Genomic DNA, 24,220 nt, shown 5'->3' on the forward strand with positions numbered 1-24,220 from the left:
GCCATCGTGGCCGCCGCGGCCGGGTGCGCGGCAGTGTCGGCGGTCCCGAGTGACGGATGACAGATGTCATGCGGCGAGGGGGTACCCGGTGTCCGCCGGGTACCCCCTCGTCGTGTCGCCGTGCGTCAGCTGGGGTTGGTGTCGATGACCCCGACGCGGTTGCCGGTGCTCTTCAGCGCCGGGCGCAGGGCGCCGATCACGTCCTGGACGGTGACCGGGGTCTTCTGGCCGGTGGCGCGGGTGATGAGCACGCCGTCGAAGGTGTCACCGTACAGCTCCTTCAGGGCGGCCTGGTCGTAGTACTCGACCAGCTTGCCGTTCTGCGGCTTGACGGCGAGGAACTTCCACAGCGACTTGCCGGGGCTGAAGGAGACCGTGTGCGCGGCGTCGGTCCGGACCGTGACCAGGCCGGACATCGCCGGCTCGGCGAACTCCTTCATCATCCGGTCGACCTCGGCGTCGGAGACCGTCGGCCGGCGGTCGGTCGTCGGCACGTTCACCGCGGTGGAGGCGCCGGTCTCCACCTGGGCGCGGTACGCCTGCTCCACCGCGTCGGTCGACTTGGCGACGTCGATGCCCTTGCCCGCCTTGCCGTACACCGGGACGGCCTTGCCGGACTCGAACCTGATCGTGCCCTCGGTCGCCGAGCCGGCGCCGCCCGCCGCGCCCTGGAGGGCGGCGTGCAGCTTCTCCTCGTCGACGGGCATCACCGGGTCGACGACACGGTGGTTGCCGAAGAGCGAGCCGATCACGGAGACCGGGTTGTAGTCGCTCGTCGCCGCCGCGCTGGCCGTGGCCTGGGTGTCGAACTGGAGCCCCGCCTGGTCCGGCTTGAGGGAGACGGTGTCGCCGCCCACCGTGAGCTTCAGCGGCTTGTTCATCCGCGCGCCGAGGGCGTCGTCCAGCTTCTCGACGGCGTCGTCGCGCGTGCCGCCGCCGATGTCGACGCCGAGCACGGTGGTGCCCTTGGGCACGTCGGAGTGGTTCATCAGCAGGCCGGCGCCGTAGGCACCGCCGGCGACGACGATCAGGCCGCCGACGAGCAGCGGGAGCTTCTTGCGGCCCTTCTTCTTGGCGGCCGGCTTGGCGGAGCTCGCCGGGGGCGCGGGGGCCGGCGCGGGCGCCTTCGGCGGCGTGTGCGGGCGCGGGCCGTCGGAGGACGCGCCGGGGAACGGGGTGTTGCGGTCGCCGGGTACGACGGGGATGCCGCTGGTGACCGTATTGCCGGAGACGTTGTCCGGGTTGCCGTAGCGGGCGCCGCCCAGCGGTCCCGGGGCGGGCCGCTGCGGGGTGAGGATCGCGGTGTCGTCGCTCAGCCCGCCACCGGGACCGGGACGGGCGGTGCCGGTGCCGGTGCCGGGCCCCTGGGGTCCGCCCGGTACGCCGAGGGCGCCGCCGGGGTCGCGCGGGCCGGTGGGTGCGGGGCCGCGCTGGGCGTCGGTCCGGCCGGGTACGCCCGGCCCGTCGAGCGGGGGCACCGGCGCAGGACCGTCCCCGGTGACCGGGCCGGTCGTCGGGCCCGCGGGCGCCTGGGGACCGCCGGAAACGGGCCGCCCGTTCTGGCGGTTCTGGCCGCTCTGCTGGTTCTGCGCGTCCAGTCCGTCGAAGACGCTCCGCCCGCCGCGCCCGTCCTCCGGGGACAACGGCAGGCCGTCACGGCCGCGTTCGGCGGTGCCGCTGCCGCCCGGGCGCGCACCGTTCCCGCCGAGCGGTCCGGCCGTCAGCGCCTCGGTCACGTCGAAGGAACCGGTGCCGCCGCCGTGTCCGGGCGCCACGGGTCCGCCGGTCGCGCCGGGCAGGCCGGCGCCGTTGGTGGAACCGGACCGGGAACCACCCGGCACGCTCATGGAGCCGACCACGCCACCGGGGCGGCCACTCCCGCCGCCCGGGCGCGCACCGCCGGCCGTACCGGCGCCCGAGGGCGCCCGACCCGGACCGGCGCTGCCGGCCCCGGAACCACCGGGCAGACCCGCGCCGTTGGTGGAGCCGCCGCCCTGACCGGGTGTGCCCGGCGCGGACTTGCGGGGCGCGAACCAGTCGCTGGTCGGCTTGTCCTCGGCCGGCTGGGCGGGCTCGGCGGGAGACTCGACGGCGCCCGTGGGCGCGGTGGCGCCCGGCTCGGGGTGCTCGGCCGTCTCCGTGTCGGCGGCGGCGCTCTCGGCGTCCGCGACGGGCTTGCGCACGACGACCGGCGGAATGGGCCGCGACCCGGGGATGTTGATCCGGATCCGGGTCGTCAGCGTCGTCTCGGTCTTGCGCTCCTCCGGCCGCGTGGCCGAACGGCCCGCGTCCGCACCGGCGCCGGAAGCCACGGGGGTCCCGTAGGGCGGGGTGCCCGACGGGTACGCGGCTCCACCGCGCCCGTGGGGCCCGGAGGACGGACTGTCAGTTTCACGACTCAAGGCAGGTTCTCCCGGTTGGCTCCGCCGCCCGGCACACCAGAAAGCGGGCGGCTCGGCGGCGCGCACCACCATACTGGCCACTTCTCACGCGTATCCCATGACTGCCGGGGAAACCCGCACCGGACTCGCACGCCCGTGCCACGGCGAAGTAGTACGTCATTTGCCAAGTCGGGCGCCGCCGCCGTCCGGTTGCCGCACCGGCGCGAGGGTGGCGCACATCACAGCGACGGCGATGCCGCCGAGGAGGAAGAGGTAGGAGCCGGCGCCCGCGGCGAAGACGAAGTCGCCCTCCGGGCGGCTGGCGGTGAGCAGCACCACGGCGACCGCCCAGCCGACGGCGGGTGCCACGGCCCCGCCGCGGCGGCCCAGGGCGCGGCCGGCACCGAGGCAGAGTCCGGCCTCGGCGGCCAGGGCGAGCAGCAGCCCGCCCGGGAACCAGGCCGGCTGCACGAGCGCTCCCGCCACGCCGGTCACCGCGCCGAGGACGAAGAGCCCGAGGTAGAGGGCGGCCCGCCCGGGGGACGGCGGTCGCAGCGGCTGGGCCAGGGCGGGGGCCGTCGGCTCGGTACGCCCGCTCATGACGCCTCCTCGATCCGGATCCCGGCGAACAGGTCGCTCTCGCGCCCGCCGTCGTCACCGGCCCGCTCGCCGCGCACCAGTTCGTAGTACTCGGTGGTGAAGACCGGCTGGGCCAGTTCGTTGGAGAGGACGAAGTACGGCTCGGCCACGGTGATCTGGGTGGCGTGCGCGCGCATGGCCGCGGCCTTGGCGGCGGCGTACGCGGTGCCCTCGGCGCGGATCTCGGTGGTGATCCGCTCGTCGTCCACGACCCCCGGTACGTCCTCGACTCCGGCCGCCTTCTCGAACGTCAGGCCGGGCAGGTCGTCGCGGAGCCGGGCGAAGGCGTCCTCGGCGACGGTGCGCGGCACGCGGTTCCAGTAGACCTTGGCGACCGGGCAGCCCGCCTCGGCCGCCAGCTCGACGGCGCGCATGGCGATGCGGTGGGCCTGGATGTGGTCGGGGTGGCCGTAGCCGCCGTCGGGGTCGTAGGTGACGAGGACCTGGGGCCGCACCTCGCGGATCACCTCGACGAGGAGGGCCGCGGCCTCGTCGAGGTCGGCCTGCCAGAGGCAGCCGGGGTCGTCGTTGTCGGCCAGGCCCATCATCCCCGAGTCGGCGTACCGGCCGGGTCCGCCTAGCAGCCGGAAGTCGTGCACGCCGAGCGCGCGCATCGCCTCGCTCAGCTCGCCCCTGCGATGCCCGCCCAGGGCGGCCCCGGTGAGGTGGGCGAGTCCGGGCGGGATGACCTCGCCGCGCTCGCCGAGGGTGCAGGTCACCAGCGTCACGTGCGCGCCCTCGGCCGCGTACCTGGCCATGGTGGCGCCGTTGTTGATCGACTCGTCGTCCGGGTGCGCGTGCACCAGCAGCAGACGCCGGGCGGGGAGTTCCGTCATGGGGCCACCCTATGAGGCCGAGCGCTCGTCCTCGTCATGCGGGGAGACCGTCCGTGGGGACGGGTCAGGCGCCGGTGCAGGTGCGGGGGCGCGCTCCACAGCGACGCATCAAGGTCTCTGCCGGATAATCCGCCACGGATCGAATGGCCCTACGCTGGCGGACATGACCGCCATGACACCCTCGCGCACCGAACCGGACCTGTCGTTCCTCCTCGACCACACCAGCCACGTCCTGCGCAGCAAGATGGCCGCCGCCCTCGCCGAGATCGGCCTGACCGCCCGCATGCACTGTGTGCTGGTGCACGCCCTGGAGGAGGAGCGCACCCAGATCCAGCTCGCCGAGATCGGTGACATGGACAAAACCACCATGGTGGTGACGGTGGACGCCCTGGAGAAGGCGGGCCTGGCCGAGCGCCGCCCCTCCAGTACGGACCGCCGCGCCCGGATCATCGCCGTCACCGACGAGGGCGCCCGTGTCGCCGCACGGAGCCAGCAGATCGTCGACCGCGTGCACCGCGAAGCCCTGGCCTCGCTCACCGAGGGGGACGCGCAAGCCCTCCTGCGGATCCTCAACCACCTGGTCGACGACGCCCTGGCGAACCCCGTCGAGACCCCGCGCCCGGCCCGCCGCGCACGCCAGCCGAAGTAGGACCGATAAAAATAGTCTGCAACAAAACAATCTGCTACGGTCTCTCCTGTCGCCCCGACTGACAGGAGAGCGCCATGTCTGCCGTATCCGGCCCCGCGCCGTCGCCCGCTCCTCCCGCTTCTCCCCCCGGCCCGCGTACACGCCGGCTCGCCCTCGGAGTCATCGCCACCGGGATGCTGATGATCATCCTCGACGGCTCCATCGTGACCGTGGCGATGCCGGTCATCCAGAGCGACCTGGACTTCACCCCCGCCGGCCTCAGCTGGGTCGTCAACGCCTACCTCATCGCGTTCGGCAGCCTGCTCCTGCTGGCCGGCCGGCTCGGCGACATGATCGGCCGCAAGCGCATGTTCCTGGCCGGCGTCGCCGTCTTCACCGCCGCCTCGCTGCTGGCCGGCGTGGCCACCTCGCCCGCCGCGCTGATCGCCGCCCGCTTCCTCCAGGGCATCGGCAGCGCGATGGCCTCCGCCGTCGGCCTGGGCATCCTCGTGACGCTGTTCACCGAACCCGGGGAGCGCTCCAGGGCCATCGCGGTGTTCAGCTTCACCGGTGCGGCGGGCGCGTCCATCGGCCAGGTCCTCGGCGGGGTCCTCACCGACGCGCTGACCTGGCACTGGATCTTCTTCATCAACCTGCCGATCGGCATCGCCGCCCTCGCGATCGCCGTACGCGTCCTGCCCGGTGACCGCGGTCTCGGCCTCGGGGCGGGCGCGGACGTTCTCGGCGCGGTGCTGGTCACCGCCGGCCTGATGCTCGGCATCTCCACCGTCGTCAAGGCCGAGGAGCACGGCTGGGCCTCGGGGCGCACCCTCGGCCTCGGCGCCCTCGCCGCCGTACTGCTCGCCGCGTTCCTCGTCCGTCAGGCCACCGCGAAGAACCCGCTCATGCCGCTGAGGGTCTTCCGCTCGCGCAGCGTCTCGGGCGCCAACCTGGTCCAGGTCCTGATGGTCGCCGCGCTCTTCTCCTTCCAGATCCTCGTCGCCCTCTACCTGCAGAAGGTGCTCGGGTACGGTGCCGCCGAGACCGGCCTCGCGATGCTCCCGGCAGCCGCCGTCATCGGTGCGGTCTCCCTGGGAGTCTCGGCCCGCCTCAACGCCCGTTTCGGTGAGCGCAACGTCCTGCTGGCGGGCATCGCGCTCCTCGTCGGCGTCCTAGGTCTCCTCGCCCGGGTCCCCGTCCGGGCCGATTACGCCGTCGACCTCCTCCCGGTCATGCTGCTCGCCGCGGGCTTCGGCCTCGCGCTGCCGGCGCTGACCACGCTCGGCATGTCCGGCGCGAGCGAGGAGGACGCCGGTCTCGTGTCCGGCCTGTTCAACACCACCCAGCAGATCGGCATGGCCCTGGGCGTCGCGGTCCTGTCCACCCTGGCCGCCTCCCGCACCGAGAGCCTGACGGCGCACGGCCGGACAGCCGCCGAGGCGCTGACCGGCGGCTACCGCCTCGCCTTCGCGGTGGGCGCAGGACTCCTGATCACCGCGTTCGCCGTCGCCTTCACGATGCTGCGCCGCCCCGGGCGGCAGGCCTCCGAGGAGCCGGCTGCCGGCACACCGCGGCCCGGCCGCTCCGCCGCCGTGTGACCCCGCCCTCGCACCCCGCCCCGACCGACGAAAGGCCGATCCCCATGACCGAGAACACCGCCACCGAGGCCCCGGCCGGCACCACCAGGAACGACGGACCGGCCCCCCGGGCGCTCACCGACCAGGAACTCTCCCGGCTGCTGGGCGGGCAGCGGTTCGGCGTACTGGCGAGCGTCAGGAGCAGCGGCCACCCGCACCTGTCGACCGTCCTCTACGACTGGGACGCCGAGGAACGCGTGCTGCGCGTCTCCTCCACCGCGGACCGCCTCAAGGTCCGCCAACTGCGCCGCGACCCGCACGCCTCACTCCACGTCAACGGCCCGGACGTCTGGTCGTTCGCCGTGGCGGAGGGCGAGGCGGAGATCGTGGACCCGGCGGACGGGGCGGCCCCCGGCGAGCAGCCGCTGCCCGACCGCCGTGTGGTGATCCTCCTGAGGGTCTCCCGGCTGTACGGGACGGCCCTGGACGTCGCCGCCCAGGACTGAGCCGGCCGTCAGAAGTTGATGCTCCCGATCATCCCCGCGATGTTCGACGTCACCTCACTGATCGTGGGGGCGACGGTCGACGAGGCCAGGTAGAAGCCGAGCAGCATGCAGACCACTGCGTGCCCGGCCTTCAGTCCTGACTTCTTGACCAGCAGGAAGACGATGATCGCCAGCAGCACCACCGCCGAAATCGAGAGTGCCACGGCGGCTCACCTCCAAAGAACCCAGGGACATGGGAAGGTCGGACGCGGTCGGACTATCGGAACGCTTCGGTACGCAGGAGCAGATAAATCCACGCAGCGGGCACCCAGTTGATACCCACTATGCGCTAGTGATCATAACTATCCGTACGCGCGCATCGATCGGCGCACGGCCGCACAAGGGGGCGCATGGCCAATATGGTCAGGGCATGACGACCGAGTCCGACTCCTTCCCCAAACGGCACGCCCGCACCCAGCGGTTCACGCTCGGCGCGCCGCGTTCGTTCACCGTGGCACCCGACGGTTCACGGGTCGCCTTCCTGCGCTCCGGTTCCGGTACGGACCGGGCCAACTCCCTGTGGGTCCTCGACGTCGCGGACGGCGGGGAGCGCGTCGCCGCCGACCCGCGCGCCCTCCTGGGCGGCGCCGAGGAACGCCTGTCGGCCGAGGAGCGGGCGCGGCGCGAGCGCAGCCGCGAGGGCGGCGCCGGCATCGTCGGGTACGCCACCGACGCGGCCGTCGAACTGGCCTCCTTCGCCCTGTCGGGGCGGCTCTTCACGGCCGAGCTGCGCGCGGGGACGGCACGTGAACTCCCCACCCCCGGCCCGGTGATCGACCCGCGCCCCTCCCCCGACGGACGGCACGTCGCCTACGTCGCCCGGGGCACCCTGCGGGTGGTGGGCGCCGAGGGGGACGGGGACAGGGCGCTGGCCGAGCCGGACGCCGAGGGCGTCTCCTACGGGCTCGCCGAGTTCATCGCCGCCGAGGAGATGGGGCGGGCGCGGGGCTTCTGGTGGGGCCCGGAGTCCGACCGGCTGCTGGTCGCGCGGGTGGACGACACGCCGGTCGAGCGGTGGTGGATCTCCGACCCGGCCCACCCCGGACGTGATCCACAACACGTCCCGTACCCGGCGGCGGGCACCGCCAACGCGGACGTACGGCTGTTCGTGATCGGGCTGGACGGGGGGCGCACGGAGGTCCTCTGGGACCGTGCGCGCTACCCGTATGTGGCGCGAGTGCACTGGTCAGCGGCGGGCGCGCCACTGATCCTCGTACAGGCGCGCGACCAGCGCAGCCAGCTGTTCCTGGCCGTGGACACCGCGTCCGGGGCGACCCGGATGGTGCACGCGGATGAAGATCCGATTTGGCTGGAACTCTTCCCCGGTGTGCCCTGCTGGAGCCCGTCCGGGCAGCTCGTGCGGATCGCCGACGAGGGCGGGGCGCGGGTGCTGGCGGTCGGCGAACGGCCGCTCACCGGAGCGCAGTTGCACCTGCGGGCGGTGCTGGACGTCTCCGGCGACGACGTGCTGGTCTCCGCCTCCGCGGGCGAGGACGCGGCCGACGCGGAGACCGGCGAGGTCCACGTGTACCGGGTCAACGAGCTCGGCGTGGAGCGCGTCTCGCAGGAGCCCGGCGTGCACTCGGCGGTGCGCGCCGGGGGCGTGACCGTTCTCGTCTCCGCGACGCTCGACCGGCCGGGGGCCCGGGCGCAGGTCCTGCGGGACGGGAAGCCGGTGGCGACCGTCGCCTCGCACGCCGAACACCCCGGTTTGTCCCCGCGCGTGACACTCACCCAAGGGGGCGCACGCCGTGTCCCGTGCGCCGTGCTTATGCCAACGGACTACCACGGTGACACCTCCCTCCCGGTGCTCCTGGACCCGTACGGCGGTCCGCACGGCCAGCGCGTGGTGGCCGCGCACAACGCCCACCTCACGTCCCAGTGGTTCGCCGACCAGGGCTTCGCGGTGGTGGTCGCCGATGGGCGGGGCACGCCGGGGCGCTCGCCCGCCTGGGAGAAGGCCGTCAAGGACGACGTGGCCGCGGTCGTCCTCCAGGACCAGGTGGACGCGCTCCAGGCCCTCGCCGCCGACTTCCCGCTCGACCTGAACCGGGTGGCCGTGCGCGGCTGGTCCTTCGGCGGCTATCTGGCGGCGCTGGCGGCGCTGCGCCGGCCGGACGTCTTCCACGCGGCGATCGTGGGCGCCCCGGTGACGGATCTGCGGCTGTACGACACCCACTACCAGGAACGCTACATCGGTCACCCGGACGAGCAGCCTGAGGTCTACCGCCGCAACTCGGTGATCGACGACGCGGGCCTGGTGGACGCCGCCGAGCCGCACCGCCCGATGATGATCATCCACGGGCTGGCGGACGACAACGTGGTGGTCGCGCACTCCCTGCGCCTGTCCTCGGCCCTGCTGGCGGCCGGACGCCCGCACGAGGTGCTCCCGCTGTCCGGCGTCACGCACATGACCCCGCAGGAGGAGGTCGCCGAGAACCTGCTGCGGCTCCAGGTGGACTTCCTGAAGCGGTCGCTGGCCTGACCTCACCCGAAGGCACCAACCGCCGTAACACGCGGGCAACTTCACCGAAGCGGTACCGATATACGGACGCGTCACGCTGATCGGTGTACGGCCGTGCGGGTGCCGTAAGCGGGCCGGGGAGCGCCATGTCACCCCGGCCCGCTGCCGTTCCCCTCGCCTTCCGTCTCGGGCGGGACCACCTGTTTCTCCTCCGCGAAGTGGCACGCCGAGTCGTGCGCCGCGGGGCCCGGGACACCCCGGAACTCGGCGGGCACGGCCAGCGCGGGCACCTCCAGGGCGCACCGCTCCCGCGCCTTCCAGCAGCGGGTGCGGAAGCGGCAGCCCGAGGGGATGTTGGTCGGGGAGGGCACGTCACCGGCCAGGATGATCCGCTCGCGGTGTTCCCGGGCCTCCGGGTCGGGCACGGGCACGGCGGACAGCAGCGCCTGGGTGTAGGGGTGCGTGGGATGGTCGTAGATCTCGGCGTCGCGGCCGGTCTCCACGATGCGGCCTAGGTACATCACACCGACCCGGTCCGAGATGTGCCGGACGATCGACAGGTCGTGGGCGATGAAGATGTACGAGAGCTCGAACTCGTCCTGGAGCCGGCCCATCAGGTTGATGACCTGCGCCTGGACCGAGACGTCGAGGGCGGAGACCGGTTCGTCCGCGACGATGATCTCCGGGCGCAGGGCGAGTCCGCGCGCGATGCCGATGCGCTGGCGCTGCCCCCCGGAGAACTGGTGCGGATAGCGGTTGATGTACTCCGGGTTGAGGCCGACCACGTCCAGCAGGTGCTGGACCCGCTTGCGCCGCTCCCCCTTCGGGGCCACCTCCGGGTGGATGTCGTAGGCCTCCCCGATGATGTCGCCCACCGTCATCCGGGGGTTGAGGGAGGTGTACGGGTCCTGGAAGACCATCTGGATGTTGCGGCGTACGGCCTTGAGGGCCTTGCCCGACAGGCGGGTGATGTCCTCGCCCTTGTAGCGGATCTCCCCCGCCGTCGGCTTCTCCAGGTTGACCAGCATCCTGGCGACCGTGGACTTGCCGCAGCCGGACTCACCGACGATGCCGAGGGTCTCGCCGCGTCCGAGCTCGAAGTCCACTCCGTCGACCGCCTTGACCGCGCCGACGTGCTTCCTGAAGAGGATGCCGGAGGTGAGCGGGTAGTGCTTGACCAGCCCGCGGACCTCGAGGATCGGTTCGGTGGCCTCAGCCATGCAGGCACTCCCTCCAGAAGTGGCAGGCGCTCCCGCGTTCCGCGCCGCTCCACTCCGGCTCCGTCACGTCGTACAGCGGCGGTACGTCGGTGCGGCAGACGTCCTGGGCCATGGGGCAGCGGGGGTGGAAGGCGCAGCCGGGCGGGATGCGGGTGAGGTTGGGCGGCAGGCCCTTGATGGCGTAGAGTTCCTGGCCCTTCTGGTCCAGGCGCGGGATGGACTCCAGCAGGCCGCGGGTGTACGGGTGCGCGGGGGCCTTGTAGATGTCGTGGACCGGGGCCGTCTCCACGATCCGGCCCGCGTACATCACGGCGATCTTGTCGGCGACGTCGGCGACCACGCCCAGGTCGTGGGTGATGAGGATCAGGCCCATGTGCAGTTCGCGCTGGAGTTCCGCGAGCAGGTCCATGACCTGGGCCTGGACCGTGACGTCGAGGGCGGTGGTGGGCTCGTCGGCGATGATCAGCTTGGGTTCGAGGGCCATCGCCATCGCGATCATGATGCGCTGGCGCATGCCGCCGGAGAACTGGTGGGGGTACTGCTTCACCCGCTCCCCGGCGGCGGGGATGCGCACCCGGTCCATCAGCTCGACGGCCTTGGCGCGGGCGTCCTTGCGGGACATGCCGCGGTGCACGGTGAACATCTCGCCGAGCTGGTCGCCGACGGTGAGGACGGGGTTCAGCGACGACAGCGCGTCCTGGAAGATCATCGCCATCTCGGCGCCGCGGACCTTCCGGCGTTCCTCCTCCTTCAGCTTCAGCAGGTCCCGGCCCTCGAAGAGCACCTCGCCGGCGGTGACCCGGCCGGGCGGGACGTCGAGGATGCCCATGATCGTCTGGGCGGTGACGGACTTGCCCGAGCCGGACTCGCCGAGGACCGCCAGGGTCTCGCCGGCGTCCACGCCGTAGCTGACGCCGTTGACGGCCTTGGCGACGCCGTCCCGGGTGTGGAACTCCACGTGCAGGTCGCGCACTTCGAGCAGCATGGCGGCGGCTCACCTCAGCTTCGGATCGAGGGCGTCGCGCACCGCGTCGCCGAGCATGATGAACGCGAGGACAGTGACGGCCAGGGCTCCGGAGGGCCAGAGCAGTGCGTGCGGGGCGTTGCGGACATAGGGCGCGGCGGCGGAGATGTCGATGCCCCAGGAGACGCTGGGCGGCTTCAGACCGACGCCGAGGAAGGACAGGGTCGCCTCCAGGGAGATGTAGGTGCCGAGCGCGATGGTCGCCACGACGATGACGGGGGCGACGGCGTTGGGCGCGATGTGCCGCAGCAGGAGGCGGGAGTTGGAGGCGCCGAGGGCGCGGGCGGCCTGGACGTAGTCGTTCTGCTTGGCGGTGATGACGGAGCCGCGGGCGATACGGGAGATCTGCGGCCAGCCGAGCAGCACGATGAAGCCGATGACGGGCCAGACGGTGTTGCTGGTGATGACGGAGAGCAGCACCAGGCCGCCGAGGACGACCGGGATCGCGAAGAAGACGTCGGTGATCCGGGACAGGACCGCGTCCCCCGCTCCGCCGAAGAACCCGGCGAGTCCGCCGAGCACGCTGCCGAGGACGGCGACCCCGAGCGTGGCGAGGACGCCGACCTCCACCGACGTACGGGCGCCGTAGACGGTGCGGGTGTAGACGTCGCAGCCCTGGCCGTTGAAGCCGAAGGGGTGGCCGGGCTGGGAGCCCTCCTGGGCCTTGGCCAGGTCGCACTTGAGGGGGTTGCCGGAGGCGATCAGGGACGGCCAGATGGAGATGACGACCAGGAAGAGGATCACCAGGCCCGAGATGATGAAGACGGGGTTGCGGCGCAGGTCGTGCCAGGCGTCGGACCAGAGACTGCGGGGCTTGTCCTGGGGCCCGGCGCCGTCGGGGCTCACCGGGGGCTTCTCCAGGGTGATGGCCTCGTCGGCGGCGAGGTCCATGGTGCCTCCCGTACCGGTCCCGGCGATGGCGCGTTCGGGCTCGTAGGCCTCCTGCTCAGGCATAGCGGATCCTCGGGTCGAGTACGGCGTACAGGAGGTCGACGACGAGGTTGGCGACGAGGAAGACGAGGACCAGGACGGTGACGAAGCCGACGACGGTCTGCGTGTTCTGGCGCAGGATCCCCTGGTAGAGCTGGTAGCCGACACCGTGGATGTTGAAGATCCGCTCGGTGACGATGGCGCCGCCCATCAGGGCGCCGATGTCGGTGCCGATGAAGGTGACGACCGAGATGAGGGAGTTGCGCAGCAGGTGCCGGGTGATGACCCGGTGGCGGGGCAGGCCCTTGGCGATGGCCGTGCGGACGTAGTCGGAGCGCCGGTTCTCCGCGATGGAGGTGCGGGTCAGCCGGGTGACGTACGCCAGGGACACGGAGGCGAGGACGAGGCCGGGGACGATCAGCTCGTCAAAAGGGGCCGCCGTGGAGACCGCCGGGTCGATCCAGCCCCATGTGACGCCGAGCAGGAGCTGGAGCAGCAGGCCGGTGACGAAGGTGGGGACCGAGATGACGACGAGGGTGAGCAGCAGCACCCCGGTGTCGACGGGGCGTCCGCGGCGCAGGCCGGTGACGACGCCGAGCACGATGCCGACGACGATCTCGAAGAGGATCGCCACGATGGTCAGCCGGATGGTCACCGGGAACGCCGTCCCCATCAGCTCGGTGACCGGCTGGCCGTTGAAGGCGGTGCCGAAGTCGCCCGTGAAGACGTTGCCCATGTAGGTGAGGTATTGCTGCCACACGGGCTTGTCGAGGCCGAACTCCCTTCTCAGCTGGGCCGCGGTCGCCGGGTCGCACTCCCGGTCGCCGCACAGGCCCGCGATGGGGTCGCCCATCACGTTGACCATCAGGAAGATCAGCAGCGTGGCCCCGATGAAGACCGGGATCATCTGGAGCAGCCGCCGGACGACGTACCGTCCCATGGCGCCTCCTCAGCTGACCTTGATCTCGTTGTAGACGGGGACGCTGAAGGGGTTGAGTTTGACGTTGGACAGCCGCTGCGAGTAGCCGGCGCTGCCGTTCTGGTACCAGAGCGGGATGGCGGCCATGTTGTCCCGCACGACCTCCTCGGCCTGCTGGAAGGTCTGGATGGCCTTGGCGGTGTCGGACTCGCCGTTCGCCTGGTCGACGAGGCCGTCGAACTTCTTGTCGGACCACTTGCCGTCGTTGGAGGAGGCGTTGGTGTAGTAGAGCGGCTGGAGGAAGTTCTGGATGAGCGGGTAGTCCATCTGCCAGCCGGCGCGGAAGGGGCCGCTCATCTTCTTGCCGGTGATCTGGTTGCGGAAGTCGGCGAAGGTGCCGACCGGGTTGCCGACGCAGGCGCGGTCGTTGTCCAGGGCGTTGTTGATGGAGTTGCAGACGGCGTCGACCCACTGTCCGTGGGAGCCGGTGTCGGCGTTGTACGTGATCTTGACCTGGCCGCCGGGCAGGCCGCCGCCCTCCTTGATCAGCTTCTTGGCCCGGCCGGGGTCGTACTCGCAGGCGTCCCCGCACAGGCCGGCCTTGTAGCCGCCGTCCTCGCCGAGGACGGGCGAGGTCCAGTCGGTGGCCGGGGTGCGGGTCCGCTGGAAGATCGTGTCGGTGATCTGCTTGCGGTCGATCGCCATCGACAGACCCGTGCGGACCTTGTCGGAGCCGGGCTTGTTCCAGTCGTGGTCGTAGTACGGGAAGGCGAGGGTCTGGATGATGCCCGCGGGGGTGTTGATGTACCGGTCGCCGAGATCGCTCTTGACGTTCTTGAGCTGGGCGGCGGGGACGTCGTCGGCGAGGTCGAGGTTGCCGGCCATCAGGTCGGTGTAGGCGGTGTTGTTGTCGGTGTAGACCTTCAGATCGACACCGCCGTTGTCGGCCTTGTCCGGACCCGGGTACTGCTCCCATGTGCGCAGGGACATCTGGGAGCCGCGGGCGTAGTGGTCGACCTGGTACGGACCGTTGCCGACCGGCTTCTTCACCCAGGCGTCGTGGTCGTCGAAGAACGCCCTGGGCAGCGGGGCGAAGGCGGGGTAGCCGAGGGTGTCGGGGAAGGTCGAGAACTTCTGGCTGAGCTTGACGGTGAAGGTGCGGGGGCCGGTGACCTTCAGCCCGGAGAGGGTGTCGGCGCTCTGCTTGCTCCCGTCCTCGGGGTGCACCTTGTCGTAGCCGTCGATGTACGCGAAGAAGTACGCGTTGCGCTGGTTGTTCTTCAGGCTCGCGCCGTAGTTCCAGGCGTCCACGAAGGACTGGGCGGTGATCTTCTCGCCGTTGCTGAAGGTCCAGCCGTCCTTGACCGTGACGGTGAAGTTCTGCGAGTCGGAGGTGTCGATCTTCTCGGCGAGCATGTCCTTCGCCTCGCCGGTCTCCGGGTCGTACTTCTTCAGCCCCCGGAAGATCATGTCGAGGACCTTGCCGCCCTGCACCTCGTTGGTGTTGGCCGGCTCCAGCGGGTTCTGCGGGTCGCCCCAGGAGGAACTGAGCACGGCAGCGCTGTCCGAGCCGCCGTCGCCGCCCCCGCAGGCCGTCACCGCGAGGGCTGCCGCCGCCGCGCATGCGGCCCGTGTGGCGTGCGTGGCTCCGCGCATGGAGTGCCTCCCAGTGCCTGGCTCGTCCGCTGGTCCCTTGTCGGCCAGCATCGGGGGGCGAATCCTGTGGCGCACATTCGTCCGGTCCGTACGGGTTCGGGCGTCCTCCGGACGGACGTACGGCACAAGGGCAGCGGCCCGGGGTCCGCGGCCGGCACCTGCCCGGCGGCACGCGAAGGACCGGGGGCGGGAGGATGTCCTCCCGCCCCCGGTCCATGGGCCGTCAGGTCCCCGGCCGCCGGGGCCGGACCCGCCGGGTCAGCTCTTCGAGACTCCCGCCCCGCCGCCGGTGCCCTCCTCCAGGGCCGCGAGAGCCGGGTCGAGGACGATGTCCTCGGCGCGGGCCTCGACGGTCGGCTCCTCCGGGAAGTGGCAGGCCGTCAGGTGGCCGGCCTTGCTGCCCTCGATGCGGACGAGCGGCGGCTCCTCGGTCGCGCACTTGTCCTGGGCCTTCCAGCACCGCGTACGGAAGCGGCAGCCGGACGGCGGGGCGATCGGCGAGGGCACGTCGCCCTGGAGGCGGATGCGCTCCTTCTTCTCCGCGTCGATGTCCGCGTCCGGCACGGCCGACAGCAGCGCGTGCGTGTACGGGTGGCGGGGGCGCTCGTAGAGGGAGTCGCGGTCCGCGATCTCCACGATCTTGCCCAGGTACATCACCGCGACGCGCTGCGAGAAGTGCCGCACGATCGACAGGTCGTGCGCGATGAAGACGAACGCGATCCCCATCTCCCGCTGCACCTCCTGCAGCAGGTTCACCACCTGGGCCTGGATCGACACGTCGAGGGCCGAGACCGGCTCGTCGGCGATGATCAGCTTCGGCTGGAGCGCGACGGCACGCGCCACACCGATGCGCTGGCGCTGGCCGCCGGAGAACTCGTGCGGGAAGCGGTTGTAGTGCTCCGGGTTGAGACCGACGATCTCCAGGAGCTCCCGGACCCGCTTCTCACGGCCGCCGGGCGGGTTGATGCCGTTGATCTCCATCGGGCCCGAGATGATCGTGCCCACGGTCTGCCGCGGGTTCAGCGACGCGTACGGGTCCTGGAAGATCATCTGGATCTCGGACCTGATCGGCGCCAGCTGCGACCGGTTCGCGTGGCTGATGTCCTGCCCGTTGTACTCGATGGTGCCCTCGGTGGGCTCGTACAGGCGGGTGATCAGCCGGCCGGTCGTCGACTTGCCGCAGCCGGACTCGCCGACCAGGCCGAGGCTCTCCCCCGCGAAGACCTCGAAGTCGACGCCGTCGACGGCCTTGACCGCGCCGACGGTGCGCCGGATCGGGAAGCCGCCCTTGATCGGGAAGTGCTTCTTCAGGCCCTTGACCCGCATGAGGGGTGCGCTGCCGCCGTCCCGCTGCTGCGGGATCGAGTCGGCGACCGCCGTGTTCGTCTTGCTGTTGTCGCTCATGGTGATGCCCCAGTCGCCGGTTTCCGCTCAGCCCAGCCGGGGCTGAATCGTCTCGATGAACACCTGCTGCCGCTGTTCCCCTGTCAGGTGACAGGCGGCCGCGCGGCCCGGGGCGAGCGTCGGACGCTCACCCGAGCAACGGCCGCCGGACACCTTGTCGGTGAACGCGCACCGCGGGTGGAACGCGCATCCCGAGGGCGGGTTCAGCAGCGAGGGCGGCGATCCGGGGATCGGCATCAGCGGCTCGTCGACGTCGGAGGCGAGCCTCGGCATCGATCCCAGCAGGCCCCAGGTGTACGGGTGCTGAGGCGACTTGAGCACCTCGCGCACCGTGCCGCGCTCGACGGCCCGGCCGGCGTACATCACCATGATGTCGTCGGCCATGTTGGCGACCACGCCCAGGTCGTGGGTGATCATGATGATCGCGGAGCCGAACTCCTGCTGCAGGTCCTTGAGCAGGTCGAGGATCTGCGCCTGCACCGTCACGTCGAGCGCGGTGGTCGGCTCGTCGGCGATCAGCAGGTCCGGGTCGCACGCGAGCGCCATGGCGATCATGGCGCGCTGCCGCATACCGCCGGAGAACTGGTGGGGGTAGTCGTCGACCCGCTGCTGCGGGTGCGGGATGCCCACCTTCTCCAGCAGGTCGATGGCGCGCACCCGGGCGTCCTTCTTGGAGGCGCCGGTGTGCTTCATGAACGGCTCGCCGATCTGACGGCCGATCGTGTAGTACGGCGACAGCGCGGTCAGCGCGTCCTGGAAGATCATCGCCATCTTCTTGCCGCGCAGCTTTTCCATCTGCTTCTCACTGGCGTCGGTCAGTTCCTGACCGTCCAGTGTGATCGACCCGTCGATGGCGGTCTTCTTGCGGTTGTGCAGGCCGAGGACGGCCAGGTTGGTCACCGACTTGCCGGAGCCGGACTCGCCCACGATGCCGAGCGTCCTGCCGCGTTCCAGATCGAAGGAGAGCCCGTCCACCGCCTTGACGATGCCGCCCTCGGTGGAGAAGTGGACCTTGAGGTCGCGCACCGACAGGAAGGCGTCCCCCGCGGCGGCGGGCGCGGCCTCTTCGGGCTTGGTCTGAGTGGTCACGGTGGTTCTCCTAGGACAGGCGCACGCGCGGGTCGATGACGGCGTACAGGGCGTCCACGATCAGGTTGAAGACGATGATGAGCGCGGCGCTGACCAGCATGACGCCCATCAGCATCGGCAGGTCCTTGTTGGTGACGGAGTCGAGCGCCAGCCGGCCGAGACCGGCCAGACCGAACGTCAGCTCGGTCACCATGCCACCGGACAGCAGCGAGGACAGGTCGATGCCGAGGATGGTGACGATGGGGATGAGGGAGCCGCGCCAGGCGTAGCGGAAGAAGACGTAGTTGCCCGACATGCCCTTGGCGCGGGCCGCCTTCACGTGCTCTTCCTGGAGTTGCTCGATCATCGACGACCGGCTCATACGGGTGTAGTTGGCGGTGAAGATCGTCGCCATGACGAGCCAGGGGATCAGCAGCCCCATGAACCAGCCGCCGAGGTCCTCGGAGAACGGCACGTACTTCGGCTTGTCCAGCCAGCCGGTGTTGTAGACGAAGAGCAGCAGGACCAGCGGGCCGAGGAAGTAGATCTGCATGGAGCTGATCACCAGCGAACCCGAGCTGAACGTCTTGTCCAGCCAGGTACCGCGGTTCTTCGCGGCCAGCATGCCGGCGCCGAGACCGACGATGAGGAAGACCAGGAGGCTGCCGACGGTCAGCGAGAGCGTCAGCGGGAAGCGGTCGACGATCGTGTCCCAGACGTTCTGGTTGTTCGCGAAGGAGACACCGAAGCAAGGAGCGGCGCAGTGACCGACGGCGAAGTCACGGCCGGCGAAGATGCCGACGATGAAGTTCCAGTACTGAACGGGGACCGGCGAGTCGAGGCCGAGGTTCTTGTGGATGATCGCCAGCGCGTCCGGGGTGCAGTTCTTGCCACAGGCCAGCATGGCCGGGTCCTGCGGGATCGCGAAGAACATGAAGAACGTGAACGCACTGATCAACAGCAGAATCAGCGCCGCGCCGAACGTCCGGCGAATGAGGAATTGAAGCATGGCAGGCAGCTGCTCTCAGGACGGCGGCAATCGGTTGGGAGGTCTGAAGGGATCCGGGCCCCGGTGGTGGGCGCTCCGCCGCGCGCCCACCACCGGTTTCCCGACAGGGCGGGTTACTTCTTGAGGAAGACCCGGGTGACGTCCACGTAGCTCGAGTCGGAGCTGTAGCGGATGCCGCCGATGTTCGAACCGAAGATCTGGAAGACCTTGGTGTAGTAGATCGGCGCGGCCGGGTTGATCTTCTCGGTGATGTAGGTGCTCAGCTCACCCCACGCCTTGGTGGCCTCGGCGGTGTCGGTGATCTTCTGGATGCGGGCGATCTCCGAGTTGACGTGCGGGTCGTTGATGTGCGAGTAGTTCGACGCGCCGTCCTGGATCTGCGTGCCGTCGTACACCGGCGGGAAGACCGTGGACGCGGACGGCCAGTCCTGGCCCCAGCCGGTCATGTACAGGTCCAGACCGTTGTTGACCTTGCCGACCTGCTCGTACCAGGTCGCGGCGTCGATCTCCTTCTTCTGGATGTCGAGGCCGATCTTGCCCAGCGCGTCGGCGATCAGGACGGCCTGCTGCTGACGGGTCGGCGTGTTGCCGTAGGCGTAGACGAGCTTCTTGCCCTCGAAGCCGCCTTCCTTGATCAGCTTCTTGGCGGCCTCGATGTCACCGTTGGGCTTCTTGGCGCGGTTGAACGGGTCGTACGACTCGTCGTAGCCCGGAGTGGTGGGCGACATCAGCGAGTTGGCGACCTCACCACCGTAGGCGCCACCGTCGGCCTTGAAGACCGAGGAGGCCGGCAGGGCCAGGGCGATGGCGTCACGGAGCTTCTTGTCCTTGACGCGGTCCATGTTGAAGTTGAGCTGCCACACGTAGGGCGCGTAGCCCTGGATCGTGCGGCTGTTCATGGCGTTCTTGTCGCTGACGACCTTCTGCAGCTGCGTGGTGGCGACCTGGCCCGTGAACATCATCGCGTTCTTGGCCGCGCCCTGGTCGGCGAGCAGGGTCTTGGTCTGGTCTTCGTCATCGTGGTTCATCTCGATGTTGAAGCCGTCCACGTACTGGTGGCGCACCGAGTCGGACTTCGGGTCCCACTGGGTGTTCTTGACCAGCGTCATCGACTTGCCCGGCTTGAAGTCCGAGATCTTGTACGGACCGGTGGCGACCGGGTCGGTGTCGTACTTCTCCTTGGTGTCCGTCTCCTCCGGGACGACGCTGTAACCGGGCATGGTCAGCATCTGCGGAAGGTCGGGCTGCGCGTCCTTGAAGTGGAAGACGACCGTCTTGTCGTCCGGCGTCTCCAGGACGTTGTCGGGCAGGTGCTTGCCCTTGTCCGGACCCTCGTACGCCTTGCGGTACGTGGTGCCGGCACCGGACAGCCACTGCTGGAGGTAGACCGGACCGTCGGTGATGTAGGACGCGTACAGGCGCTCGACCGTGTGGCGGATGTCCGCCGAGTTGATCGGGTTGCCGTTCTCGTCCTTCAGGTTGTCCTTGAGGGTGTACGTCCAGGTCTTGCCGCCGTCGGACGCCTTGCCCGCGTCGGTGGCGAGGTCGCCCACGACGGTCAGGTTGCCCTTGTCGTCCTCGGAGTACTGGGTCAGGCCGCGGTAGATGAGGCGGCTGAGCAGCTTGCCGTCCGAGACGTAGATCTGGCCCGGGTCCAGGTGGGAGAAGTCGTCCTCCTGGTACACGGTCGCGACGCCACCGGGCTTGGCACCGGGAACCTCGGCCGCGGGACCGGTCGACGCCTGGGCGTCACCGATCTGCACCGGCTTGGACTGCGACGCGGCGTCCTTCTTGCTCTTGCTGTTGTCCTTGGACGAGTTGCCGCTGTCGCCGCCGCCGCAGGCGGTGAGGGTCAGGGCGCCCGCCGCCACCGCGACGAGCGCGGCCGTAGCGGTGCGGTTTCGGAAGATGCTCATGGAGTCGAATCCACCTGCCTGTGAGTAGTGAGCACTGCTGGTACGCGGCCGGAGACGGGCTGTGTGGCACCGGGCCCGACCTGGGGCAGAGCGAGGAGTCCCCGTGGGGGCTCAGCGGCCCGTCTTGGGATCGAAGGCGTCCCGTACCGAGTCGCCGAGGAGGTTGAAGGCCACGACGAAGATCACCATGGCGATGCCGGGGAAGAGCATGTAGTACGGGTCCTGCTCCACGATGTTCGCGCCGATGGCGAACATCCGTCCCCAGTCCGGCGTGGGTTCGACGTATCCCACACCCACGAAGGAGAGGAAGGCGATGCTCAGGATGGTGCTCGGCAGCGTGAGGGTCGCCTGCACGAGCGTCGGCGTGACGATGTTGGGCAGCAGCTCCTTGCGGATGATCCGCCAGGACGAGGCGCCGGAGATGCGCGCCGCCTCGACGAACTCCCGGTCGCGCAGGGACAGCGTGGCGGCCCGGACGATCCGCGCCATGCTCATCCATCCCAGGAAGGCCATCACGATGATGATCGCGCAGGTGCGCACGTAGGTGGGCGTCTCCTCGTCCGGGGCGACGAACACCGTGGTGATCACGGGCATCGCGGCGACGAAGAACAGCTGGCTGGGCAGGGCCATGAAGAAGTCGGTCACCCGGCCGAGCCAGTAGTCGGTCTTGCCGCCGAAGTAGCCTCCGGCGAGGCCGATCAGCACGCCCACGATCGTCATGATGATCGTCGCGGCCAGCGCCGTGGCGATCGAGGTCCGCATGCCGTACAGCAGCTGGGTGAAGACATCGCGGCCCAGGCCGGGTTCGATGCCGAACCAGAACTCGCCGTCGATGCCGCCGGCCGGCTTCGCCGGCATGGTGAACATGTCCAGGAGGTCGGGGTTGTCCTGGCCGTAGAGCGTATACGGGTTCTTGCCGTACACCTTCGAGATCAGCGGCGCCGCTGCAGCGACCACGAAGAAGAACAGGACGACGAAGGCAGAGACGACACCGGCTCGGTCGCGCTTGAAGCGACCCCACATCAACTGCCCCGGGCTGCGCCCCTCTGACTTCTTCGACTCCTTGGCGTCACCCTGCGGTGCGCTCTCTTTGTCCAAGACGGAAGAGGCTTCAGCACCCTCAATCTCGATTGGACTCGTCATGATTCGTCCATTTCACAGGTGTTGGAGACCGTCGGCAGTGCACGAGTGGTCCGACGGCCTTCGCACGGCGTATGTCATTCGAAGCGCGCGAGGGGAACAACGACTGGGGGCGAACCCGCCCTCGGGGAACCCTGGCTCACGGCCGGCACCGGCCGGCCGCGGGAACGAGCCGTCAAGGAAGTTCGCGCCACCGGATCGCCACCGCGGCGAAGGCAACGGAACTGAACCCACCCACGGGACCTGCACCTGCCACCGGGGACGACGCGGCCCATATGGCGCTTGTGGCACCTCGCATGGGTTCCTCCTCATGAATCCGCTGGTTCACCGCAAAGAGGAGCACACGACAGCTTCCGGCCCCGTCACCGGTGCCTGAGATCCGTCAAGTGCCCCCGCGCTCGCGAGTCTGCGCCGTCAGCGCGTGACCCGTTCATACGAGCTCTACGCGCCTAACTATCTGCCATCCGCCAGGGACCGAACCACACTCTCGAGGTCTCGGTTCGATCACAGATAGGGGCTAGATCTTCCAAAATCCGGACAAAGGGTTTGGTGAGAGATCACTGCGAAACGGACTTGTTACACATCTATCGGGAGGCGGTGCCCGAATAGCGGACACCTGTGTCAGGAAAAGAGATTGCGAGTAACGTGCCCGCCGTGCAGGGTGCCCCAGGCATGTCCCGCGCTCAGCACGCTCCGTGTGCAAGGCCGTTGACCTCGGTGACGCGGCCCCCGTCCCCACCGGCCCGTACCGCCGCCCGACTTGCGGGCAGGGTAGTGCGAGCCGGCGCCCCGGACGGCGTCTCCCCGCGAAATCGAGGGTTTTCCCTACGCTTTCGCGAGCCTTTCTCCAGATGGTCGCACCACGAACGCGAAAACGGCGCCGGGCACCCCTCGACGAGAGGGGTGCCCGGCGCCGTTGCGGGCGGTGCGATCAGCCGTGCTTGGCGCGGCTCGCGGCGCGGGCGCGCTCACGGGCGTCCAGGTTCACCTTGCGGATACGGACGGCCTCGGGGGTCACCTCGACGCACTCGTCGTCGCGGCAGAACTCCAGCGACTGCTCCAGCGAGAGCTTGCGCGGCGGGACGATCGCCTCGAACGAGTCGGCCGAGGACGACCGCATGTTGGTGAGCTTCTTCTCCTTGGTGATGTTCACGTCCATGTCGTCGGCGCGGGAGTTCTCGCCGACGATCATGCCCTCGTACACCTCGGTGCCGGGCTCCGTGAAGAGCACGCCGCGCTCCTGGAGGTTCGTCATCGCGAACGCGGTGACGGCGCCGGAGCGGTCGGCGACCAGCGAGCCGTTGTTGCGGGTCGTGAGGGTGCCGAACCAGGGCTCGTGGCCCTCGTGGATGGAGTGGGCGATGCCGGTGCCGCGGGTCTGGGTCAGGAACTCCGTGCGGAAGCCGATCAGGCCGCGGGAGGGGACCACGAACTCCATGCGGACCCAGCCGGAGCCGTGGTTGGACATGTTGTCCATCCGGCCCTTGCGCACGCCCATGAGCTGCGTGACGGCGCCCATGTGCTCCTCGGGCACGTCGATCGTCATGCGCTCGACGGGCTCGTACGTCTTGCCGTCGACCTCCTTGGTGACGACCTGGGGCTTGCCGATGGTCAGCTCGAAGCCCTCGCGGCGCATCTGCTCGACCAGGATGGCCAGCGCCAGCTCACCGCGGCCCTGCACCTCCCAGGCGTCCGGGCGCTCGGTGTCCAGGACGCGGAGCGAGACGTTGCCGATCAGCTCACGGTCCAGGCGGTCCTTGACCTGGCGGGCGGTGACCTTGCGGTCCTTGACGACCGCCTTGTTGTCGGCGCCCTTGCCGGTGGCGCCGCGGCCGACCAGCGGGGAGGTGTTGGTGCCGATGGTCATGGAGATCGCGGGCTCGTCCACCGTGATCAGCGGCAGCGGGACCGGGTTCTCCGGGTCGGCCAGGGTCTCGCCGATCATGATCTCCGGGATGCCGGCGACCGCGCAGATGTCACCGGGGCCGGCCTTCTCGGCGGGCTTGCGGGTGAGCGCCTCGGTCATCATCAGCTCGGAGATCCGCACGTTCTGCACGGACCCGTCGCGCTTCATCCACGCGACCGTCTGGCCCTTCTTCAGCTCGCCCTGGTGGACGCGCAGGAGCGCGATGCGGCCGAGGAAGTTGTCGGCGTCCAGGTTGGTGACGTGGGCCTGGAGCGGGGCGTCCTCGTCGTAGGTCGGAGCCGGGATGTAGTCCAGGATCGTCGAGAAGAACGGCTCCAGGCTGGTGGAGTCCGACGGGACCGTGCCGTCCTCGGGCTTGGTGAGGGAGGCGACGCCGTCCCGGCCGCAGGCGTAGACGATCGGGAACTCGATCTGCTCCTCGTCGGCGTCCAGGTCGAGGAAGAGGTCGTACGTCTCGTTGACGACCTCGTCGATCCGGGCGTCCGGACGGTCCGTCTTGTTGATGCAGAGGATGATCGGCAGCCGCTGCTGGAGCGCCTTGCGCAGCACGAAGCGGGTCTGCGGCAGCGGGCCCTCGGAGGCGTCCACGAGCAGGACGACGCCGTCGACCATCGACAGACCGCGCTCGACCTCGCCACCGAAGTCGGCGTGGCCCGGGGTGTCGATGATGTTGATGGTGATGACGTCGCCGCCATCCTTCGGGTGGTACTTCACCGCCGTGTTCTTGGCCAGGATCGTGATGCCCTTCTCACGCTCCAGGTCGTTCGAGTCCATCATGCGGTCGTCGACGGAGTCGAGCTGGTGCGCGGCGAAGGCACCGGCCTGCTTGAGCATCCCGTCGACGATGGTGGTCTTGCCGTGGTCGACGTGGGCGACGATGGCGACGTTGCGGATGTTGTGACGCGTAACAGACACAGCCATGTGTGGCGTACTCCCG

At 69.9% G+C, this 24,220-nt stretch carries 19 protein-coding genes; 4 read left to right on the top strand and 15 right to left on the bottom strand.

Annotated elements, in window-relative coordinates; genetic code table 11:
- Positions 1-125: 125 nt before the first annotated feature.
- From ACIRG6_RS11065 to mshB, 3 genes are all read right to left on the bottom strand, one after another.
- The gene (locus ACIRG6_RS11065) at positions 126-2,402 is read right to left on the bottom strand and encodes a hypothetical protein (RefSeq protein ID WP_403322131.1); all 2,277 of its coding nucleotides are present in this window, start codon (positions 2,400-2,402) and stop codon (positions 126-128) included.
- A gap of 156 nt (positions 2,403-2,558) precedes the next feature.
- Entirely contained in the window at positions 2,559-2,981 is a 423-nt protein-coding gene (locus ACIRG6_RS11070) for a DUF6113 family protein (protein WP_403322132.1), read from the bottom strand.
- Positions 2,978-3,856 (bottom strand): N-acetyl-1-D-myo-inositol-2-amino-2-deoxy-alpha-D-glucopyranoside deacetylase, encoded by an 879-nt coding sequence (mshB, locus tag ACIRG6_RS11075; protein WP_403322134.1) that lies wholly within the window; start codon positions 3,854-3,856, stop codon positions 2,978-2,980. The genes ACIRG6_RS11070 and mshB overlap by 4 nt, the downstream gene beginning before the upstream one ends.
- 163 nt (positions 3,857-4,019) lie before the next feature.
- Here mshB and ACIRG6_RS11080 point away from each other — a divergent pair, with 163 nt between their 5' ends.
- The 3 genes from ACIRG6_RS11080 to ACIRG6_RS11090 all read left to right on the top strand — a co-directional run bounded on the left by ACIRG6_RS11080 (position 4,020) and on the right by ACIRG6_RS11090 (position 6,567).
- Positions 4,020-4,505 (top strand): MarR family winged helix-turn-helix transcriptional regulator, encoded by a 486-nt coding sequence (locus ACIRG6_RS11080; RefSeq protein WP_364675955.1) that lies wholly within the window; start codon positions 4,020-4,022, stop codon positions 4,503-4,505.
- Between the two features lie 74 nt (positions 4,506-4,579).
- Entirely contained in the window at positions 4,580-6,082 is a 1,503-nt protein-coding gene (locus ACIRG6_RS11085; RefSeq protein ID WP_403322136.1) for an MFS transporter, read from the top strand.
- Positions 6,083-6,126: 44 nt separating this feature from the next.
- Positions 6,127-6,567: a pyridoxamine 5'-phosphate oxidase family protein gene (locus tag ACIRG6_RS11090; protein ID WP_364818886.1), complete on the top strand. Its 441-nt coding sequence runs from the start codon at positions 6,127-6,129 to the stop codon at positions 6,565-6,567.
- A gap of 8 nt (positions 6,568-6,575) precedes the next feature.
- Here ACIRG6_RS11090 and ACIRG6_RS11095 read toward each other — a convergent pair whose 3' ends face one another.
- A complete protein-coding gene (locus ACIRG6_RS11095; RefSeq protein ID WP_189228818.1) occupies positions 6,576-6,770 on the bottom strand; it encodes a hypothetical protein in 195 nt (64 codons plus the stop codon).
- 206 nt (positions 6,771-6,976) lie between these two features.
- Here ACIRG6_RS11095 and ACIRG6_RS11100 point away from each other — a divergent pair, with 206 nt between their 5' ends.
- Positions 6,977-9,091 (top strand): S9 family peptidase, encoded by a 2,115-nt coding sequence (locus tag ACIRG6_RS11100; protein WP_403322139.1) that lies wholly within the window; start codon positions 6,977-6,979, stop codon positions 9,089-9,091.
- A 128-nt stretch (positions 9,092-9,219) separates the two neighbouring features.
- Here ACIRG6_RS11100 and ACIRG6_RS11105 read toward each other — a convergent pair whose 3' ends face one another.
- The 11 genes from ACIRG6_RS11105 to typA form a co-directional block, all read right to left on the bottom strand.
- A complete protein-coding gene (locus ACIRG6_RS11105; protein ID WP_364675966.1) occupies positions 9,220-10,290 on the bottom strand; it encodes an ABC transporter ATP-binding protein in 1,071 nt (356 codons plus the stop codon).
- Positions 10,283-11,275: an ABC transporter ATP-binding protein gene (locus ACIRG6_RS11110; protein WP_403322142.1), complete on the bottom strand. Its 993-nt coding sequence runs from the start codon at positions 11,273-11,275 to the stop codon at positions 10,283-10,285. The genes ACIRG6_RS11105 and ACIRG6_RS11110 overlap by 8 nt, the downstream gene beginning before the upstream one ends.
- Positions 11,276-11,284: 9 nt before the next feature.
- Positions 11,285-12,268 (bottom strand): ABC transporter permease, encoded by a 984-nt coding sequence (locus ACIRG6_RS11115; protein ID WP_403322144.1) that lies wholly within the window; start codon positions 12,266-12,268, stop codon positions 11,285-11,287.
- Entirely contained in the window at positions 12,261-13,184 is a 924-nt protein-coding gene (locus tag ACIRG6_RS11120) for an ABC transporter permease (protein WP_403322147.1), read from the bottom strand. The genes ACIRG6_RS11115 and ACIRG6_RS11120 overlap by 8 nt, the downstream gene beginning before the upstream one ends.
- Positions 13,185-13,193: 9 nt before the next feature.
- Positions 13,194-14,819 (bottom strand): peptide ABC transporter substrate-binding protein, encoded by a 1,626-nt coding sequence (locus tag ACIRG6_RS11125; RefSeq protein WP_403322148.1) that lies wholly within the window; start codon positions 14,817-14,819, stop codon positions 13,194-13,196.
- A gap of 258 nt (positions 14,820-15,077) precedes the next feature.
- Positions 15,078-16,223, bottom strand: coding sequence for an ABC transporter ATP-binding protein (locus ACIRG6_RS11130; protein ID WP_318214286.1), 1,146 nt, complete (start codon positions 16,221-16,223; stop codon positions 15,078-15,080).
- A gap of 27 nt (positions 16,224-16,250) precedes the next feature.
- Complete coding sequence (locus ACIRG6_RS11135) at positions 16,251-17,312, bottom strand: ABC transporter ATP-binding protein (protein ID WP_189228826.1); 1,062 nt, start codon at positions 17,310-17,312, stop codon at positions 16,251-16,253.
- 10 nt (positions 17,313-17,322) lie between these two features.
- Positions 17,323-18,300, bottom strand: a complete 978-nt coding sequence (locus ACIRG6_RS11140; RefSeq protein ID WP_318214285.1) for an ABC transporter permease — start codon at positions 18,298-18,300, stop codon at positions 17,323-17,325.
- A 113-nt stretch (positions 18,301-18,413) separates the two neighbouring features.
- Positions 18,414-20,216, bottom strand: coding sequence for an ABC transporter substrate-binding protein (locus ACIRG6_RS11145; RefSeq protein ID WP_403322152.1), 1,803 nt, complete (start codon positions 20,214-20,216; stop codon positions 18,414-18,416).
- A 111-nt stretch (positions 20,217-20,327) separates the two neighbouring features.
- The gene (locus tag ACIRG6_RS11150) at positions 20,328-21,359 is read right to left on the bottom strand and encodes an ABC transporter permease (protein ID WP_239762443.1); all 1,032 of its coding nucleotides are present in this window, start codon (positions 21,357-21,359) and stop codon (positions 20,328-20,330) included.
- A gap of 928 nt (positions 21,360-22,287) precedes the next feature.
- Positions 22,288-24,204, bottom strand: a complete 1,917-nt coding sequence (typA, locus tag ACIRG6_RS11155) for a translational GTPase TypA (RefSeq protein ID WP_189228830.1) — start codon at positions 24,202-24,204, stop codon at positions 22,288-22,290.
- Between the last annotated feature and the right edge of the window lie 16 nt (positions 24,205-24,220).

The sequence above is a fragment of the Streptomyces flaveolus genome (genome assembly GCF_044765825.1).
Taxonomy (GTDB): domain Bacteria; phylum Actinomycetota; class Actinomycetes; order Streptomycetales; family Streptomycetaceae; genus Streptomyces; species Streptomyces flaveolus.